18 protein-coding genes are annotated in these 15,839 nt (G+C 34.3%); 10 read left to right on the top strand and 8 right to left on the bottom strand.

What is annotated here, in order from left to right; genetic code table 11:
- Positions 1–87: 87 nt before the first annotated feature.
- The 3 genes from ABJD27_RS09155 to ABJD27_RS09165 form a co-directional block, all read right to left on the bottom strand.
- Complete coding sequence (locus ABJD27_RS09155) at positions 88–1,101, bottom strand: glycosyltransferase family 2 protein (protein WP_348163264.1); 1,014 nt, start codon at positions 1,099–1,101, stop codon at positions 88–90.
- Positions 1,102–1,205: 104 nt separating this feature from the next.
- Positions 1,206–2,816, bottom strand: a complete 1,611-nt coding sequence (locus ABJD27_RS09160) for a S8 family peptidase (RefSeq protein ID WP_348163261.1) — start codon at positions 2,814–2,816, stop codon at positions 1,206–1,208.
- A 256-nt stretch (positions 2,817–3,072) separates the two neighbouring features.
- On the bottom strand, positions 3,073–4,065 hold the full coding sequence (locus ABJD27_RS09165; RefSeq protein WP_348163258.1) for an NAD-dependent epimerase/dehydratase family protein: 993 nt from the start codon (positions 4,063–4,065) through the stop codon (positions 3,073–3,075).
- A gap of 131 nt (positions 4,066–4,196) precedes the next feature.
- Here ABJD27_RS09165 and ABJD27_RS09170 point away from each other — a divergent pair, with 131 nt between their 5' ends.
- On the top strand, positions 4,197–4,406 hold the full coding sequence (locus tag ABJD27_RS09170; protein ID WP_348163255.1) for a hypothetical protein: 210 nt from the start codon (positions 4,197–4,199) through the stop codon (positions 4,404–4,406).
- A 76-nt stretch (positions 4,407–4,482) separates the two neighbouring features.
- Here ABJD27_RS09170 and ABJD27_RS09175 read toward each other — a convergent pair whose 3' ends face one another.
- The 4 genes from ABJD27_RS09175 to ABJD27_RS09190 are packed head-to-tail and all read right to left on the bottom strand — an operon-like array spanning position 4,483 to position 8,193.
- Positions 4,483–4,956 carry a beta-carotene hydroxylase gene (locus ABJD27_RS09175; RefSeq protein WP_348163252.1) on the bottom strand — a complete coding sequence of 158 codons (474 nt, stop codon included), beginning with the start codon at positions 4,954–4,956 and terminating at the stop codon, positions 4,483–4,485.
- Positions 4,957–4,965: 9 nt separating this feature from the next.
- Positions 4,966–5,805, bottom strand: a complete 840-nt coding sequence (locus ABJD27_RS09180) for a phytoene/squalene synthase family protein (RefSeq protein WP_348163249.1) — start codon at positions 5,803–5,805, stop codon at positions 4,966–4,968.
- 5 nt (positions 5,806–5,810) lie between these two features.
- The gene (locus ABJD27_RS09185) at positions 5,811–7,271 is read right to left on the bottom strand and encodes an oleate hydratase (RefSeq protein ID WP_348163246.1); all 1,461 of its coding nucleotides are present in this window, start codon (positions 7,269–7,271) and stop codon (positions 5,811–5,813) included.
- Positions 7,264–8,193 carry a MerR family transcriptional regulator gene (locus ABJD27_RS09190; RefSeq protein ID WP_348163243.1) on the bottom strand — a complete coding sequence of 310 codons (930 nt, stop codon included), beginning with the start codon at positions 8,191–8,193 and terminating at the stop codon, positions 7,264–7,266. Before ABJD27_RS09190 ends, ABJD27_RS09185 begins: the two co-directional genes overlap by 8 nt.
- Positions 8,194–8,358: 165 nt before the next feature.
- Here ABJD27_RS09190 and ABJD27_RS09195 point away from each other — a divergent pair, with 165 nt between their 5' ends.
- A complete protein-coding gene (locus ABJD27_RS09195) occupies positions 8,359–9,519 on the top strand; it encodes a helix-turn-helix domain-containing protein (protein ID WP_348163240.1) in 1,161 nt (386 codons plus the stop codon).
- Between the two features lie 137 nt (positions 9,520–9,656).
- Positions 9,657–10,112: a hypothetical protein gene (locus ABJD27_RS09200; RefSeq protein WP_348163237.1), complete on the top strand. Its 456-nt coding sequence runs from the start codon at positions 9,657–9,659 to the stop codon at positions 10,110–10,112.
- Between the two features lie 36 nt (positions 10,113–10,148).
- On the opposite strand, the gene ABJD27_RS09205 is transcribed toward ABJD27_RS09200, so the two are convergent.
- Complete coding sequence (locus ABJD27_RS09205; protein ID WP_348163234.1) at positions 10,149–10,271, bottom strand: hypothetical protein; 123 nt, start codon at positions 10,269–10,271, stop codon at positions 10,149–10,151.
- Positions 10,272–10,305: 34 nt separating this feature from the next.
- Between ABJD27_RS09205 and ABJD27_RS09210 the strand changes: the two genes are divergently transcribed.
- From ABJD27_RS09210 to ABJD27_RS09240, 7 genes are all read left to right on the top strand, one after another.
- Positions 10,306–10,488, top strand: a complete 183-nt coding sequence (locus ABJD27_RS09210) for a hypothetical protein (protein ID WP_348163231.1) — start codon at positions 10,306–10,308, stop codon at positions 10,486–10,488.
- Complete coding sequence (locus ABJD27_RS09215; protein WP_348163228.1) at positions 10,488–11,642, top strand: hypothetical protein; 1,155 nt, start codon at positions 10,488–10,490, stop codon at positions 11,640–11,642. Before ABJD27_RS09210 ends, ABJD27_RS09215 begins: the two co-directional genes overlap by 1 nt.
- Positions 11,643–11,651: 9 nt before the next feature.
- The gene (locus ABJD27_RS09220) at positions 11,652–12,284 is read left to right on the top strand and encodes a hypothetical protein (RefSeq protein WP_348163225.1); all 633 of its coding nucleotides are present in this window, start codon (positions 11,652–11,654) and stop codon (positions 12,282–12,284) included.
- 464 nt (positions 12,285–12,748) lie between these two features.
- Positions 12,749–13,282: a hypothetical protein gene (locus tag ABJD27_RS09225; protein ID WP_348163222.1), complete on the top strand. Its 534-nt coding sequence runs from the start codon at positions 12,749–12,751 to the stop codon at positions 13,280–13,282.
- A 9-nt stretch (positions 13,283–13,291) separates the two neighbouring features.
- Complete coding sequence (locus ABJD27_RS09230) at positions 13,292–14,107, top strand: hypothetical protein (protein ID WP_348163219.1); 816 nt, start codon at positions 13,292–13,294, stop codon at positions 14,105–14,107.
- On the top strand, positions 14,104–14,946 hold the full coding sequence (locus ABJD27_RS09235; protein ID WP_348163216.1) for a caspase family protein: 843 nt from the start codon (positions 14,104–14,106) through the stop codon (positions 14,944–14,946). The genes ABJD27_RS09230 and ABJD27_RS09235 overlap by 4 nt, the downstream gene beginning before the upstream one ends.
- 3 nt (positions 14,947–14,949) lie before the next feature.
- Positions 14,950–15,837 (top strand): hypothetical protein, encoded by an 888-nt coding sequence (locus ABJD27_RS09240; protein ID WP_348163213.1) that lies wholly within the window; start codon positions 14,950–14,952, stop codon positions 15,835–15,837.
- The last annotated feature ends 2 nt before the right edge of the window (positions 15,838–15,839 follow it).

Raw genomic sequence — 15,839 nt, forward strand, 5'->3', positions numbered from 1 at the left:
TATGGTATTTACACTATAGATATATATTGTAAAAAGGATACTAGTTTAATTAGAGATACTAAAATGTTTTTGCACTCAGAAAAAGTGCTATGCAAAGAACCAATAATCAGTGACTGGATGTTTACCCCATTGTCGTAATTCTTCTATAATTTCTCTTTTGCCATCAGGTGAAGAAACCACAATGAGTATTTGTGGATTATCTATGGTTGGAATCGCATCAAAAGACTGCATCCGTACATCATAAATATCTTTGCCTATCTGTTTTTGATTATTTGATACCCAATGGAAGGTGTCTTTATATGATTGTAAAATTTTTGCCATATCCTTTCCATTACGCCCAGCTCCCCAAAGTACAAGAGGTCTGTCATAATCTCTATCGATCTCATAAAAGAAACGCATTTTTAAATCAAAATAACGGTTGTCTTTATACTCGTCCCAAGTACGAGAAATCCTATTGGAACGATCACGCCAATGATGTAAAATAGAATCAATACCTATAATTTTTAATCCATGACGGTACATTCTAAAACATAGATCATAATCTTCAGGGTAAATGATAGGATCAAAAGCACCTACAGCATCAAGATCTTCTTTATGAATAAGCCAGCAATGTGATGGAATGACACATTCTTTATAAATCTGTTCATAATGTGTACTTGTTTTTGCGACTTCATTAAGCCATCGCTCATACCTTAAAAAACCATCTCCTACTTCTCCTTCGTCTACAAAATGTTCTGTGCCTCCTGCAATGACATGACCTTTGCCATACTTGAGCCATTCATCTACGAGTACTTGGATTTTATAGTCAGGCATTTTGTCATCAGAATCCATTCTGTTAATCAATGTTCCTTTGACTTCTCGATATCCCCTTTGTAGTGTAGGAATTAATTTAGGAACATCGCTATGGAATATACGTATTCTTGAATCTGCTTTCGCGAAAGCGTTTAAAATATCAGGCGTCTCATCTGTAGAGTGATCATTAACAGCAATTAATTCCCAATTTTGATACGTTTGTGCAATGATAGAGTTTATACAGTCATGTAGGTATGGTGCTGTATCTTTTACAGCCATAATAATGGTCACAAGTGGTTGGGTATTCATAGCTGTTATATTCTTTTTACAAAATGGTAATATAACAACAAAAGTCTACTTGCTAAAAAAACAAGAAGACTTTTGTGTCTCAATCAATCAATTAAGTTGGGGTGTTATTTTTTGATAAAGGTTTTGTACGTGGGAGTTGCGTTATGTATGTATTGTAATTTAAGAATATACATTCCTTTTGGTAGGTTATCAATAGGAATGCTATTATTGTTTAATAAACTGTTTTGAATATGTCTACCATCTATGGTGAATAGAGACGCCATTTTTACCTTTTGGTGTGGGGACAGGATAAAATGAAGCGTCTCTTTGGCAGGATTTGGGTACATAAGTAGGCCATCAAATCCTGTAGATTCTGTGATAGATAATAGGGTGTCACAGTTATTTATAAGTGCTTGTATGCTATTATTTACATTAAGTCTTCCTCCAGTAGTTGTAATACTTTCTAATGATGGATTGGGATCTACATAGTCTAGAATAAGGTCTCTTACAATTTGTGCAGCACGTTGCGGGTCTTGTATCGCTAGATCTGCAAGAGTTTGGCAGGGAACACTGTAAAGTAAGGATATGGCTCCTGTAACATGTGGTGTTGCTGCAGAAGTACCACCAAAGTGTCCATATCCTTCTGATTTTGTGGTATAAGTTTCTGTTCCTGGAGCACCTAGATCTATAGTCTCCAGTCCATACCCGGCTTCGGTTTCTTTTATATCATCTCTGGTTGTATTTGTAATAGAGAGTAGATATTCACTAGAACAACCCGTAGGGACATCTCCAATAATGTCTACATTGTAATCGCCATTAATGGTAGCACCACAACTTAAGATGCCATGTGCTCCTAAAGTGTCATACATAGCACACCATAAAGGGGAATCTTCTGGTTGTCCAAAATCAATCCCAAAAGAGGCGTTTGTGGCAACGACAAATGCGCCGCTTTCTCCTTGGGTTGCATTATAGAGCATTCTACTTTCTAGTATATATGAATAGGATTCTAATACATTTCCTTCTGCACTACTGCTACCACTTACAGTCATCACTTTAATATTCCAATTAACTCCAGAAACGCCAGTGCCATTATTTCCCTTTGCGCCTATAATACCAAACACAGATGAGCCGTGGTTAGATGGAACTATAATACCATTATTTGTATAGGCATTCCAACCGTTTGTGTCATCTATATAGCCATTTTGGTCATCATCTATATTGTTATTTGGTATCTCTTGTGTATTAACATATAGATTAGGTTGTAGGTCTGGATGCTGTATATTATAGCCAGTATCAACAGCTGCGGCGACAATGACATCTCCATTAATTGTCGTTCCTCCAGTGGTAATACTCCAAGCATCATTAGCATCGATATCCTGATCATTTTCTTGAAAGTATTGCCATTGTTGGTCAAAGAAATTATCGTCAGGATTTACAGATCTTATGGTTGTATAATGATTGAGTTGTGCAATAAGTACTTGTGAGTTTCGATACAGGAATGTTATAATTTCTTGTTCAGTTTCCTCCGTAATATCTACTGTAAGTTGATAGATGTTCAATGGTCTAGAGATTAGTTTTGAAGACAGTATGGTAACATCATTACGTTCTTGAATTACTTCTGAGATCGTATGATTTTTTTTAAGTTGTATAAGAATCTCGCCACTAACATAATTGGATTCTTGAGCAGTTAATAGTACTGTTATAAATACTATAACAATTGTCATTGTCTTCTTCATGTTCACGCACTTTTTTACAAGAAACCAAGGGGCTTGTAATTAAAAAGAGAAGATTTATTGCGTTATATAATCAATAATAGATTTGGGTAACTGATTCCTATTTAGATATCATCTATTTTTCTAAAAGTAGTTATAGATAATATCTACGGTAAAACCGTAAAACACTATTAATCAGTTATTTAAATATAATAAAAAAATAATTAAGATCAAAATAGATTGCAGTTGTTTCTGTTCTATCTTTAAAAAAGAGGTTGTGTTATTTCCAAGATGTGGGTAAATTTTTTGTAATCTCTATAGATTCAAAAACAGCACTTTCTCTAGCGCCGTGAATCTTAACCCATGTTACCATTTTTTGAATACCTTGAGAGAGTGATGTTTCAGAAACAGGATTAAAAAAAGTAGTGAATTTAGAATGATCAGAATAGGCATGCACAACTTCTTCTCGTTGTTCTAGATAGTCTATCTGAATATCAAATTTCATGACGTTTCCAATTTCTAGGGCTAGTTGGTGTACAGTAGTAGGGATGTCACTACCTATATTAAAGATTTGATTATACGCTTTCGCGAAAGCGGGAGCATTTGCAATATATGGCGCAACATCATCTATATAAGTAAAAGCGCGACTTTGGTTTCCGTCTCCAAAAATGGTTAACGGCGCTTTTTGTAAGATTTGATTCATAAAAATGCCGACCACATTCCTGTATTTATCGCCTATATTTTGATAGGGACCATATACATTATGAGGTCTAAAGATGATATAGTTAAGTCCAAATAGTTTATGAGCATTCTCCAAGTCAAGTTCTACTGCATATTTTGCAATTCCATATGGATCTTCTGGTTGTGGTTTTTGACTTTCTTTTAGAGGGAGCTCTTGATCTCCATATACCGCAATCGAAGAGGTGAAAACAAAGCATTTGATGTTATGGTTTACAGCAGCATTAATAAGGTTGATACTTCCTATAAGGTTATTTTGATAATTAAATCGTCTAATAAAATGACTAAGCCCTTCTGCTGCATAAGCGGCTAGGTGGTATATATAATCAAATTGAAATTCGTCAAAGATGGTATTTACAAAATCAGTGTCTGTAATAGATCCTTGTTTAAAAATAGCTTTGGGATGGATGTTCTCTATAAAACCGCCAGACAAATCATCTATTACTACGACAGTATGATTTTTTTCTATAAGATGTGTAACGACATGAGCTCCTATAAAACCTGCACCACCTGTAACTAGAGAAATATATTGCATAACGCAAAATTACGAATAAGTGGTGTAGTGCAAGCGTGGCATTTTGACAAAAAAAGAAGAATGATTTACGAGGCTATTTGATATGGAATAAATAATCTTTATCTTTATAATAATTTAAAAACCAATCAATTATGAAAAAATTACAATCAATTAAAGGAGCTTCAGTTTTAACGAATAAGCAACAAAAAGATATTGTCGGAGGAATAGGCGGAGGCTTAGGCGGAGGCAATGTTGACTTATCCTTATGTGGGTGTGACTGTGCTGGAAGTGTTACAGGGCCGTTTTATTGCGGATTTTATATTGCCTGTCCACACGTATACACGTGTAGCCATGATTCTTAAAAAGATGTAAAGACACATCATAAAAAAACCTGTAAAGAATTCTTTACAGGTTTTTTTATGATGTGTCTTTAGAGAACTACTTATTTTTTTCTTGAGTTCTAGCTTGTTTAAAATATTTTATAGGTGGAAATAGCATGCCAAAAGATTCTCCGTCTTCTTTACCTAAGTGTTTATGATGCATTTTATGTGCACGTCTTAGCGCTTTTCCATACCATCCATTTGCGTTTCTAAATAACTTAAAACGCTGGTGTATAAAAATGTCGTGTACTGTAAAATATGCAACGCCGTATGCAAAAATACCTAGTCCTATAGGAAAACCAGCCCAGAAATCTTTGTATTCCCATAATAAGAAACAACCTATGCTTACTAGTGCATAAAAAATAAAAAATAGATCATTGCGTTCCCACCAAGAACTATGGTCTTTGTGATGATGATCTTTGTGGACTGACCACATAAAGCCATGCATGACATATTTATGAGTAAACCATGCCATAAATTCCATGATACAAAAAGTGAGAAGAAAAATAAATATCCAAAGTAGGGTTTGCATTATAATAACTTAAATAAGGTTGAGACGATATTTGACATAACTACGAGCGAGTAAACTCACTTTTACGTGATCTGGGACACGTATTCTGCTATTTTTTATTTCAGATGATGGGATGCGTTTTAGTTTTGAGAGTAATTTTTTATAATATCTATAAGCGGCATACACCCCAAATTTTGCTTCGATGGGCAATTTATGAATCCCTGCAAGACCTTTTTCAAAATCTTCCTCTATATCTGCAATAATACGTTGCTTTGATGCTTCATCCAAGTCCTGAAGGTTTGTATTGGGAAAATAAGTTCTACTTAGCCCTTCATAATCTGCTTTGAGATCTCGTAAGAAATTTACTTTTTGAAATGCAGAACCTAGACTCATCGCACTTTCTTTAAGAATCTCATAATGTTCTCTATCTCCTTTTACAAAAACAGTAAGACACATAAGTCCTACAACGTCTGCAGAGCCATAGATGTATTCTTTATACTCTTCATCAGTAAGATAGTCAGACTTAGTAAGGTCAAGTCGCATACTTTTCATAAAAGAATCGATAAGGTGTCTTTCTATATTGTACTTATGAACAGTCTCTTGAAAAGCATTGAGAATAGGGTTTAAACTTATTTTGTCAAGAAGTGCGTTTTCCAAATCTTGTTCAAACCTCTTAAAAAGTACCGCTTTATCATAGTCGTGAAAAGAATCTACAATTTCATCTGCAAAGCGCACAAAACCATAGATGTTATAAATATCTTGTCTTATAATAGGTGATAGCATTTTTGTAGCACTAGAAAAAGAAGTACTGTACGACTTAGTAACTGTCTGAGCACACTTCCTGGATACAATGTCAAATAGTGATTTCATAGTTCTTAATTGTTTTTGGCTATTAATTGTGCCGTAAGTTTACCCGATATTAATGAGGGAGGTACGCCAGGTCCAGGAACAGTTAGCTGTCCTGTAAAATACAAATTTTCCACCTTTTTACTTTTAAGTTTTGGTCTTAAAAATGCAGTTTGTAATAGCGTATTTGCCATTCCGTATGCATTTCCTTTATAGGAATTGTAATCTTTTACAAAATCATTTACGCAAAAAGAGGACTTAAAGTTTACATGTGGTATCACTTTTTGATCGGTCACCGTTTCAAAACGATTCATAATAATATCAAAATACTGTTCTCTTAATTCTGGTGTGTCTTTAAGACCGGGGGCAAGCGGGATTAAAAATATACCCGCTTCTTTTCCTTCTGGGGCAGCGCTTTCATCGGTCATCGAAGGGAAGCTTGCATAGAATAATGGTTTTTCAGGCCATTTAGGGGTATCATAAATAGCTTCGGCATGTTGTGCAAAATCAACATCAAAGAAAAGCGTATGATGATCTACGTTTTTTAATTTTTTATCAAATCCTACATAAAATAGTAGGGATGAGGGCGCAAAAGTTTTGCGTTCCCAATACTTTTCAGAATACTGTCGTAAGTGCTGAGGTAATAAGGTTTCTGTATGATGGTAATCGGCTCCAGATAAGACTAAGTCCGCTTTCGCGAAAGCGTTATTAACTTCAATACCCGTAACCGTATTGTTTTCGGTTTGTATGGCCGTGACATCACTGTCTGTATGAATAATCACACCGAGCTCTTTTGCTAGTGCTGTCATCCCTTCTATGACAGAATACATACCATTTTTAGGATGGAATGTTCCGATACCAAAATCGGCATAGTTCATAAAACTATAGAAAGCTGGTGTATTACTGGGTTTTGCTCCTAAAAATAATACGGGAAATTCTAGAATAGCAACCAGTCTAGGGTTTTTAAATTCTTTGCGAACTTGCTTTGCAATCGTGCTAAAGAATTTACCAATGCGTGTCATCGTTTGTGGTGTGACCAATTCAAGTGGCGATACACCAGGACGATAGACAAGGTCTTTTATGGCAATGTTATAGTTATTTTGAGCATCATCCATAAATTTTTGAAGCTTTATAGCACTTCCTGGCTCTTCGGCTTCAAATACATTTTTTATTTTTTCTAACGTATCTCCGATGGTCAAGTAATCTTGTTTGCCAAAATACACACGATAGGCAGGACCTAATTTTATAAGCTTGTAATAATCTTCTGGTGTTTTTCCAAAATCAGAAAAAAAGCGTTCAAAGACATCAGGCATCCAGTACCAAGTAGGTCCTATGTCAAAAGTAAACCCTTCGTTTTTGTACTGTCTAGCACGACCTCCGACGGTTTTATTTTTTTCAAAAATTTCTACTTGATATCCATCCTTTGCTAAGTAACATGCAGCTGCAAGAGATGAAAATCCAGAACCTATAATGGCAATGTGTTTAGGCATATATTGGGGTGTGTTTAGCAATTAGATTTACAAATTCTCTCATACTCAGCATCACACGAACATTTGAAGGAATCTTAGACTCATCTATATCACCTGTCATATTTCCTAATACATACAGATGTAAATCTTGTTCTCCAAACATGTCATTAAAATCATTAAAGTAGCTTGGGATATCTTCTCTGGCAGGTTGTACCGTAAAATAGGACACAAACGAAAGATTAGGGTGATTTATAGAGAGGTATTTTAGGTTTTCTAGCATAATGCTTTGCCCTAAATAAATGGCTTTATACCCACGAGAAACAATCTCGTAGTTTAAAAACAAAAGCCCCAATTCATGAATCTCATTTTCTGGTAAATACAAAGCAAAAGTTCTGTCACTTTCTTGTGTTACTGTTTGTTGTTTCTTCTCTATATTGAGTAAGATCTTTTGTTTGATAAGGTTAAAAATAAAATGCTCGTGAGATGGATTAATGGTGTCTGTTTGCCATAGGAGCCCAATCTCATGTAATAAAGGGATAAAAGATTCGTAAAATACTTCTTCAAAAGATTTTACCTCAAGCAGTACATTATATGTTTTATGAAAAAGATGTTGATCAAAATTCATCATCGCAATTTTAAAGGAATTAATGGCATGATTTTGATTACTGATACTTTTTTCTGAAACAATTTGGGCTACAATAGCAGCAATTTCTTCGGAGGAGTATTGTCCTATCTTTGAAATTTTGTATTTGTTTTCTGTTAGAAAAACAACATTGAGCAATTTTTGGAGATCACTTAATGCGTATGTCCTTATATTGGTATGTGTGCGTTCAGGCTCTAAAAGATTATATCTTTTCTCCCAAATACGAATAGTGTGTGCCTTGATACCACTAAGACTCTCAAGGTCTTTAATACTGAATTTTGTTTTTACTACGTTATTCATAAGCAATTCTTAACATCTCAAATGTAATCAATAATTTTATATTTTGTTTAAGAAAATGTATTAAAATTTAAACAAAATGTAATTTAACGCTTTCCTAGATTAAAAAGAATATTTTAATAAACCCTTGGAGTCGTTACCTTTGTTTTGATACAAACCAATAATCAGATGAGTGTTTATCTGGTTAGAATTGCACGGTACTTGGAAGGAATACATTATAACATAACGAGTTTAATAGATATTTTAGGTCTTGTACAAGGTCTTTTCTTAGGCGCTATTCTTATTCTTGAAAGTAAAAAACAACGTCCTACCTTATTTCTTGGGCTCTTTTTACTAGCCTATAGCTTTGAATTACTGAATACTGTTTTGGAAGACCTCAATATTCTAAACCTTCGTCCCGGCTTCCTTTTTCTTCCGATAGATTTTTTATACGTAACCATGCCACTTTTCTATTTATATGTGAAGAGTATTACAAACAGTGTTATTACGCGTAAGAATGTGGTGTTGATCTTATTGCCAGGAATAATCGAATTTCTATTTTTTAGTGTCATATTCTTTTTGCCTGCGAGTCTAAAACTTGAAATATCAGAAACGTCAAATGCGCTAGGAATTATAGCACTTCTTATATTGGTTTTATCACTGCCGTATTCTCTATATTATGTGATTCGTATTATAAAGCATATTAATTCTCATAGAAAGAAAATAGAAAATTATTATTCTAATCTTGATGGTAAGTTATTAAACTGGGCAAAAGGGGTTGTTTTGTTTATGTTAATTTTCCACTTGTTTTGGATGATAGAAATTTTTCAAGAAGATCTTTTTTTTGAGACATATACCTATCCTATTTTATCTGCCATCAATGTTATTTTTATTTTTTGGATTGGAATTTCTGGACTCCGTCAATCTAAAGTTATTGGATCTAAAAATGAATCTTCTGATGAAGATATAGTGATAGAACCTCTTAATGATTTTCAAACAGAGATCGATGAAATTCCTGATGAGGATTTTCAAAGACTCGTTCATTTGATGGAAGAAGATGCGTACTATAAAGAACCTAATTTGTCTCTGGCAGATGTAGCCAAAACGTTACAAGTGCCACAACGTAAACTCTCCCAACTTATCAATACAAACGCTCATAAAAACTTTAATCAGTTTGTTAATTATTACCGTGTTGAAGAAGCAAAAAAACTACTGAAAGATAGCACATATACTAATTTGAATATGCTTGGGATTGCTTTTGACTCAGGATTTAATTCTAAAGCATCCTTTTTTAGTGTTTTCAAGAAATTTACGTCCGTTACCCCAAATGCCTATAAAAATCAGTCATAAAAGACTCTCTCAAAGAGTCCAAGATTCTGCATTTTAGTCCAGAATACTGTTTTCTAGACTCCTTCTACATCTTCTAAGACCGTTTCTGTTTCTTCCTGTCACACCTTTGTACCTATAAACTATAAATACTAAATATTATGAAAAAATTAATGGTTATAGGAATGTTATTGTATCTATCTATAGGTGCAGTACAAGCACAACAATATGAATATAAAGTTGTAACAAGTGTAGAGTCTATTGTTCCTAACGGATTAGGAAGATCACGTCTTATTTCTGCTTCAGAAGATAGAGATTATAAAGACTTTACATCTGAGAGAGCAGAGGAAGGTGATAGCAGAAATAAGTCTAAACGAAAAGACATTCGCGTGAAGAATTTTGAAGAAACAAAACTTCTTAACTTTTATAACCTAGGAGGAATTCGTTTTCAGAATATCGTTGCCAATGATGCGGTAATATCTTCAAAAATAAATACGATGGTAACAGAAGGATGGGATTTAGCTTTTGTTGTGAGCGGTGTCGAGAGCGATGCAGGTGATCAAGATGGACAGGGAATATATATCACACGTTATATTTTTAAAAAACTCATTAAGTAGTCTTATCTATTATGTGATTCAAAAATCATGAATCTCCTAAAGTATCGTCTGTAATAATAATACATGTGTATTAGATAGATGTTCTTGAGAAATACGCTTTCGCGAAAGCGTACTTAATAACATCCAGTACAGTATTGCTTTGCATCTTTTAGGGCTCATGATTCTATAAACAAATTCATTTTAAAAAGCACTTATGAAAAAAGCGGCCCTTCTGATTATTGTCTGGTTAATCTTTGTGATATGGGAGATAGAAGTTGCAAAATGGATACAGGAGGAAGCACAACATGTGTTTAGAATAGATCTAGTGATCATTCTTCCAGGTTTGGTATTGCTTACACTCTATACACTGAAAAATAATTTTAATAACATAAAATAATGATACATAAAACACATACAAAATACATAGTTATTGTATTGTTTCTTTCGATTGCGTTGAGCCCTTTTCAAAGTCATGCACAATCATTAAAGCAAGTACTTAAAACATATAAAAAAGATTCAAAAGTAGCCTGTGAGAAAAAAGGAGGTTACTGGTATCAAGGTAAATGTTGGGCCAATTTTTCTGAGTTTGATGATGGAATTTCTGTAGAGAATATTGATTCTGAAGTCGAGAAACAATTAGAAACGGCTGAGAAATATGGAATCTCTGTGGATGGTATAGACCACGAGATCGATTTCTTTTTTCCTGAAATAGATGAAGAGGAAGGAGAAATTCTGTTTATCACTTTATTTAAAGATGAAAACGGAGTCAAAACATTATTGCAAATTGCACCACTCAAAAAAGCTAAGAAAAAATCATTTGAGGCAAATGCGATCTTACTTAATGGAAACCTGCTAGAATTTACAGAAGAAGACCAGGTTGATGTTCCTTCGATGATTATTGCACAAGGAACGTCACAGGTTACAAGTCAAAAAGGAGATGCTGGAGATTTTCTTATAACAGGAAGTTTAACAGACGTTAAGGAGGGAAAAGATATTCCCTTTACCATGAATGCTGGAGAGATGCTTTCTGGAATGGGAGATACTACTCTTGAAATTAAAGGAGACGAGGTATTCCTTAATGGGACTTTAGGAACAAAAAGTTATAAGCAGTTTAAAGACCTTATTGCGCAATATCCAGAAGTAAAGACTATTGTCCTTCAGAATGTGCCAGGGTCTGTAAACGATGCTGTAAATATGCATACAGGTCGTATCATACGTGAAGCAGGCCTGACGACTAAAGTATTGGTAGATAGTCAGATTTCTTCTGGAGGCGTAGATCTTTTTTGTGCTGGTAAAGAACGTATTATTACACAAGGTGCACAATTAGGCATTCACTCTTGGGGAGGCGGAGGCTTATCTGCAGATGACTTTCCTAAAGATCATCCCGCACATCAATACCAAATTGCTTATTTCACCATGTGTCTAGGAGAAGAAATAGGTCCTGACTTTTACTTCAGAACGCTTGAAGCAGCTCCTGCTGGAGAGATGCACTGGATGGATTGGGAGGAAATAAAAAAATGGAGCATTGCTACACAATTAATAAAACATTAAAACAGATCTATGAAAACTATAAACAGATTTACTAGCAAGTTTTTTGCTATCATCCTACTTACATCATTCTTACTTACATCGTGTAACTCTGATGATGATACAAGTCAAGATTTTTCTTCGACATTTACGTTTGATATTTTTACAGTACAACCTGATGAACAGACGGTCATTATGAATGGTGAGATAAAGAGTAGAACGCTTCAGGATTTTACAAATATGTTACAAGGGCATCCTAATATACAACGTATCAATATGGGCACTGTACCAGGATCTAATGATGACGAGATTAATTTTCAAGTTGGAATTATGTTGCGTCAGAATAATATTAATACACATATTTTAGATAATGGAATTATAGCTTCAGGAGGCGTTGATCTTTTTCTAGCAGGTGTACAAAGAACTCGCGGAGAAAATACGATGATTGGAGTACACTCTTGGTCTGATGGTGATGGAAATCAAGCAACAGATTTTCCAGTAGATAGTGCAGAACATTTACCTAATATTCAATATTATGAAAACATAGGCTATAATTCACAATGGTCTAGAGCGTTTTATTTCTTTACAATTAATGCAGCTCCTGCAGAGGGGATACACTGGATGACAGAAGAAGAAATTACGCAGTTTGAGGTCATCTCTCAATAGAAATAAAGAAGATCATATAAGAATGAGATAACATCAAAGATTCGTTTGCTTTGGTGGTTTTATAAAATGCTAAGATGTTAATCTTAGCATTTTTTTTTACTTTTTTTGCTTTCGCGAACCTGCCTCGCCGGCAGGCAGGAGCGTACCCATAATCTTTTATGATATCATATCACTTGATCTTGACCTAGAGATATACGTGTATGCCAATGACCATATGCTACAAAGTATACCCTCTATTGGGTAGTGAGAACACCCATTTTCTGGCATATACTGCAACTCCTGAATATGTCGATTTTCCCATTTTTGCTTATTTCTAATATATCTGCATAATACTGGAGTGTCACTGGCGCTATTTTATATGTCATTCACGACATTTATTTCGGGAATACCAGTAAGGGCGGTATGTTTGAATAAGTCAAATAAAAGTTTTGGCGCGAATAGATAATCATTTAAAATGTAGTATTATGAAAAAACAAATTAAAAATGTTGTCTTTATTACCCTAATTATTTTTAGCGTATATGCCTTAAGTAGTTTTGTAGATATTAGAATTTCTAATGAGATTGCATTTACAAAATCTCTTGTGACACCTATAGCTAATTATGATCTAGATGAAAGTCAATTAAAGTGTATTACCAAATGCAATCCTAGAAGTCCTAATTATATAGGACAAGGAACAGGACGATTATTAGATATTAGATTTGATGAAGCAGATTGGAGTGGCGTGAGAAACACGTGTGGTAATTATGTGCCAGCAAATAGAAGAGGAGGCAATGGAAAAGCATTTACATTTCCCGATCCTAACCTATATCAATACCAGCTTGTTCTTTTTGAAGAAGGTCCAGGAGTACGTAATTATTTTACGATAGGATGTGAAGAAGGAGTTTCATATACCGTTTCGACAAAGAAAGGTTTTAAGTACTATGTATATACAAATGATACGAGTGGAGATCACGACAATAATTCTGGATATTTTTCAGTGTGTTATAACTTTAGATAAAATACAGCCATGATATCAAAAACAAGAAACCTTTTTGCAGTGCTGTTCCTTCTCTTTTTAGTATCCAGTTGCTGCTCATTACAGACAGAACCTTCCGATGAGGGAGATACTAATAGTAGTATGAAAAAGAAAGAAATAGATGATCAGAATGCTGAAAATTTTGACAAATTACTGGCATTACTTATAAAAGAAGGAAATTATAAAGGTCCCTTAAAGAAGAACCCATTTATAAAAGATCACGAGTTTGTAAAGGGAAATACTCGAATAGAAATAAGTAGTTACAATGCTAAATTTAAGATTGTAACTGATGAAAATAGTAAACCGAAAACAGGACAGTATGATCTTATAACAAATGACATAAATGCGTTTGTAGAATTACTAAACACAGCAGAGATTGGAGCGAACGAGATAAGTTACAAACCAAACTTTTTACTCTTAGAAGTAGGCTCAAAAAGAATGACGAATACAGAAATACATATTGATAATTTTCCGATAAAAGGAGATATCAATCATTCGCCAAAAATGACCAAGACACACGCTGAGCGATTAAAGGAACTTATTCTCAATGTTACAGAAATGAATGATTTGTATATCTTGGACAATAGCTCAGGTACTTCGGGATTATTTACTCCTACTGTTGCCATGCGTTTTTCAAAAGGTCAAGATGTATTAATCGCTTTAGGTATTCCTACAGTTATATTTTATGAAAATGGAGAAGCCTATAGAGGTATAAAAATGAACCCAAGCTCTGATGAGTTTATAGAGTTAAAAAAAATTATATCAACATATTACCCTACTATTAACCTTAAAAACGAGAACCCATGAAAAAGCTTTTAATAATACTTGTATTTTGTGTTTTTTCCATTCCTATGATGGGAAATTCTAACCCAGGAAGTGTTACACTTCATATGATCATTTTTGCCGATACAGAAGATGATAACATAGGAGAAAGTTGTGATGTTGATTATGGTAATATGGAAGGATTGGCCGAATTTATTTCTGACAATAGCGATATGGATTTAAAAACATATTACGTTAAGGCAGCTGCCAATAAAAAGAGAGAGATGGAAACCGTATTAGACAACCTACACGTAGGAACAAATGATGTCGTTTTCTTTTATTATTCTGGACACGGATACAGAACGACAGATTCACAATCTCCATATCCAAGAATGTATGTACTAGATGATGCATTTCATCAAAATGACCAAGGCGTTTCTGTAGAAGACGTAAGAACAAAGATAGCTGCCGCAAGTCCTAGATTGTCTATCATTATGGTAGATGCCTGTAATTCTATGCTGGATCTTAAAGAGCCAATAAGTGGAACTTCTGGAGAAGGAAATATCTCGGCACAACTAAGGCGTCTTTTTATAGACGCAGAAGGGGAGATTGTACTTTGTGGAAGCGAAGCTGGTGATGGTATCAACGATAGTGGAAACTATACAGGGTATTCTTGGTCAAATCCTATAGATGGAGGATACTTTACTTTAAACTTTAGAAAAGCTTTTGAAAAGTCATTGCTTTCAAATACGCCAGCAAATTGGAATACATTACTAGCAAATACGAAGCAAATGACTATCGATTATAGTGTTGTACGATTACAAGATCAATTACCTGGAAACAAAGTGCAAATACCAATTTATAAATACACAACATCAAAATAGATTATGTTAGTACGTCGAAACACCATCGTTTTTATTCTTGTTTTTATGGCATCTTTCTGTGCAACCTATGCTCAAAGTACGTTGCATGCCATCATTGTTGTAAAAACAGAAGATACTGCTAGAGAGTTTCCTAGTGACCCAAAACCAGCTTGGAAATTATCTATGCAGAAAATAGAAGATGAGCTTGATCGTGTAGAAGTTCATACTGATTTAAATATTCAAAAGCATTATTTTGTTGGAACCCATTTTGATAAAAGCGCATTGTTAGATGGAATTGATGATTTACAGATAGGAGAAGATGATGTGCTATGGTTTTATTTTGCAGGTCATGGATATGGAGATAGAGATTGTAAATATCCAAATATGGTTGTGAGTCGAAAAAAGGATGCTAATGGAAATAAACTTTATATCAGTTCTGAAGAAGCCCATGTTTCCCTTTCAAGTTGTGATATACAAGATGTACTTATACGTAAAAATGCTAGGTTAACAATAGGTTTGTATGAAACCTGTAATTACTATACTAAGGATTCTAAAGGAGACAGTGGTTATGTTATAAATGCACAGGCAGAAGAGAACTATAAAGTGTTGTTTGAAGAAGCAAAAGGGTATGTTTTTATTACAGCTTCTAAGAATGGACAATATGCTGGTTGGAATACCGAAGTAGGAGGGTACTTTACGCATTGGTTCTTAGAAAGATTACATTATTACTTACGTCAAGAAAGCATCAAACCTTGTGATTGGTATACTGTTGGAGCCTCAACGATAGGAAAGTTAAAAGCATATACTGCTGCTAGACCTGAAGAATTTGACAAACCTCAGATTTTATATGGAGCGGTCGAAATAGTAGATGAAAATGGAATCGAGATAGATTGTAGAAAAACTAAAAACTAAGA

This window comes from Dokdonia sp., from assembly GCF_039945015.1.
Lineage (GTDB): Bacteria > Bacteroidota > Bacteroidia > Flavobacteriales > Flavobacteriaceae > Dokdonia.

What these genes read in the sequence shown, in the direction of transcription:
- ABJD27_RS09190 (WP_348163243.1), bottom strand. Translation starts at nt 8,193, where the DNA reads ATGAATAACGTAGTAAAAACAAAATTCAGTATTAAAGACCTTGAGAGT.
- ABJD27_RS09235 (WP_348163216.1), top strand. Translation starts at nt 14,104, where the DNA reads ATGAAAAAGCTTTTAATAATACTTGTATTTTGTGTTTTTTCCATTCCT.
- ABJD27_RS09240 (WP_348163213.1), top strand. Translation starts at nt 14,950, where the DNA reads ATGTTAGTACGTCGAAACACCATCGTTTTTATTCTTGTTTTTATGGCA.
- ABJD27_RS09210 (WP_348163231.1), top strand. Translation starts at nt 10,306, where the DNA reads ATGAAAAAAGCGGCCCTTCTGATTATTGTCTGGTTAATCTTTGTGATA.
- ABJD27_RS09200 (WP_348163237.1), top strand. Translation starts at nt 9,657, where the DNA reads ATGAAAAAATTAATGGTTATAGGAATGTTATTGTATCTATCTATAGGT.
- ABJD27_RS09205 (WP_348163234.1), bottom strand. Translation starts at nt 10,271, where the DNA reads ATGAGCCCTAAAAGATGCAAAGCAATACTGTACTGGATGTTATTAAGT.
- ABJD27_RS09170 (WP_348163255.1), top strand. Translation starts at nt 4,197, where the DNA reads ATGAAAAAATTACAATCAATTAAAGGAGCTTCAGTTTTAACGAATAAG.
- ABJD27_RS09165 (WP_348163258.1), bottom strand. Translation starts at nt 4,065, where the DNA reads ATGCAATATATTTCTCTAGTTACAGGTGGTGCAGGTTTTATAGGAGCT.
- ABJD27_RS09155 (WP_348163264.1), bottom strand. Translation starts at nt 1,101, where the DNA reads ATGAATACCCAACCACTTGTGACCATTATTATGGCTGTAAAAGATACA.
- ABJD27_RS09160 (WP_348163261.1), bottom strand. Translation starts at nt 2,816, where the DNA reads ATGAAGAAGACAATGACAATTGTTATAGTATTTATAACAGTACTATTA.
- ABJD27_RS09225 (WP_348163222.1), top strand. Translation starts at nt 12,749, where the DNA reads ATGAAAAAACAAATTAAAAATGTTGTCTTTATTACCCTAATTATTTTT.
- ABJD27_RS09230 (WP_348163219.1), top strand. Translation starts at nt 13,292, where the DNA reads ATGATATCAAAAACAAGAAACCTTTTTGCAGTGCTGTTCCTTCTCTTT.
- ABJD27_RS09220 (WP_348163225.1), top strand. Translation starts at nt 11,652, where the DNA reads ATGAAAACTATAAACAGATTTACTAGCAAGTTTTTTGCTATCATCCTA.
- ABJD27_RS09175 (WP_348163252.1), bottom strand. Translation starts at nt 4,956, where the DNA reads ATGCAAACCCTACTTTGGATATTTATTTTTCTTCTCACTTTTTGTATC.
- ABJD27_RS09185 (WP_348163246.1), bottom strand. Translation starts at nt 7,271, where the DNA reads ATGCCTAAACACATTGCCATTATAGGTTCTGGATTTTCATCTCTTGCA.
- ABJD27_RS09215 (WP_348163228.1), top strand. Translation starts at nt 10,488, where the DNA reads ATGATACATAAAACACATACAAAATACATAGTTATTGTATTGTTTCTT.
- ABJD27_RS09180 (WP_348163249.1), bottom strand. Translation starts at nt 5,805, where the DNA reads ATGAAATCACTATTTGACATTGTATCCAGGAAGTGTGCTCAGACAGTT.
- ABJD27_RS09195 (WP_348163240.1), top strand. Translation starts at nt 8,359, where the DNA reads ATGAGTGTTTATCTGGTTAGAATTGCACGGTACTTGGAAGGAATACAT.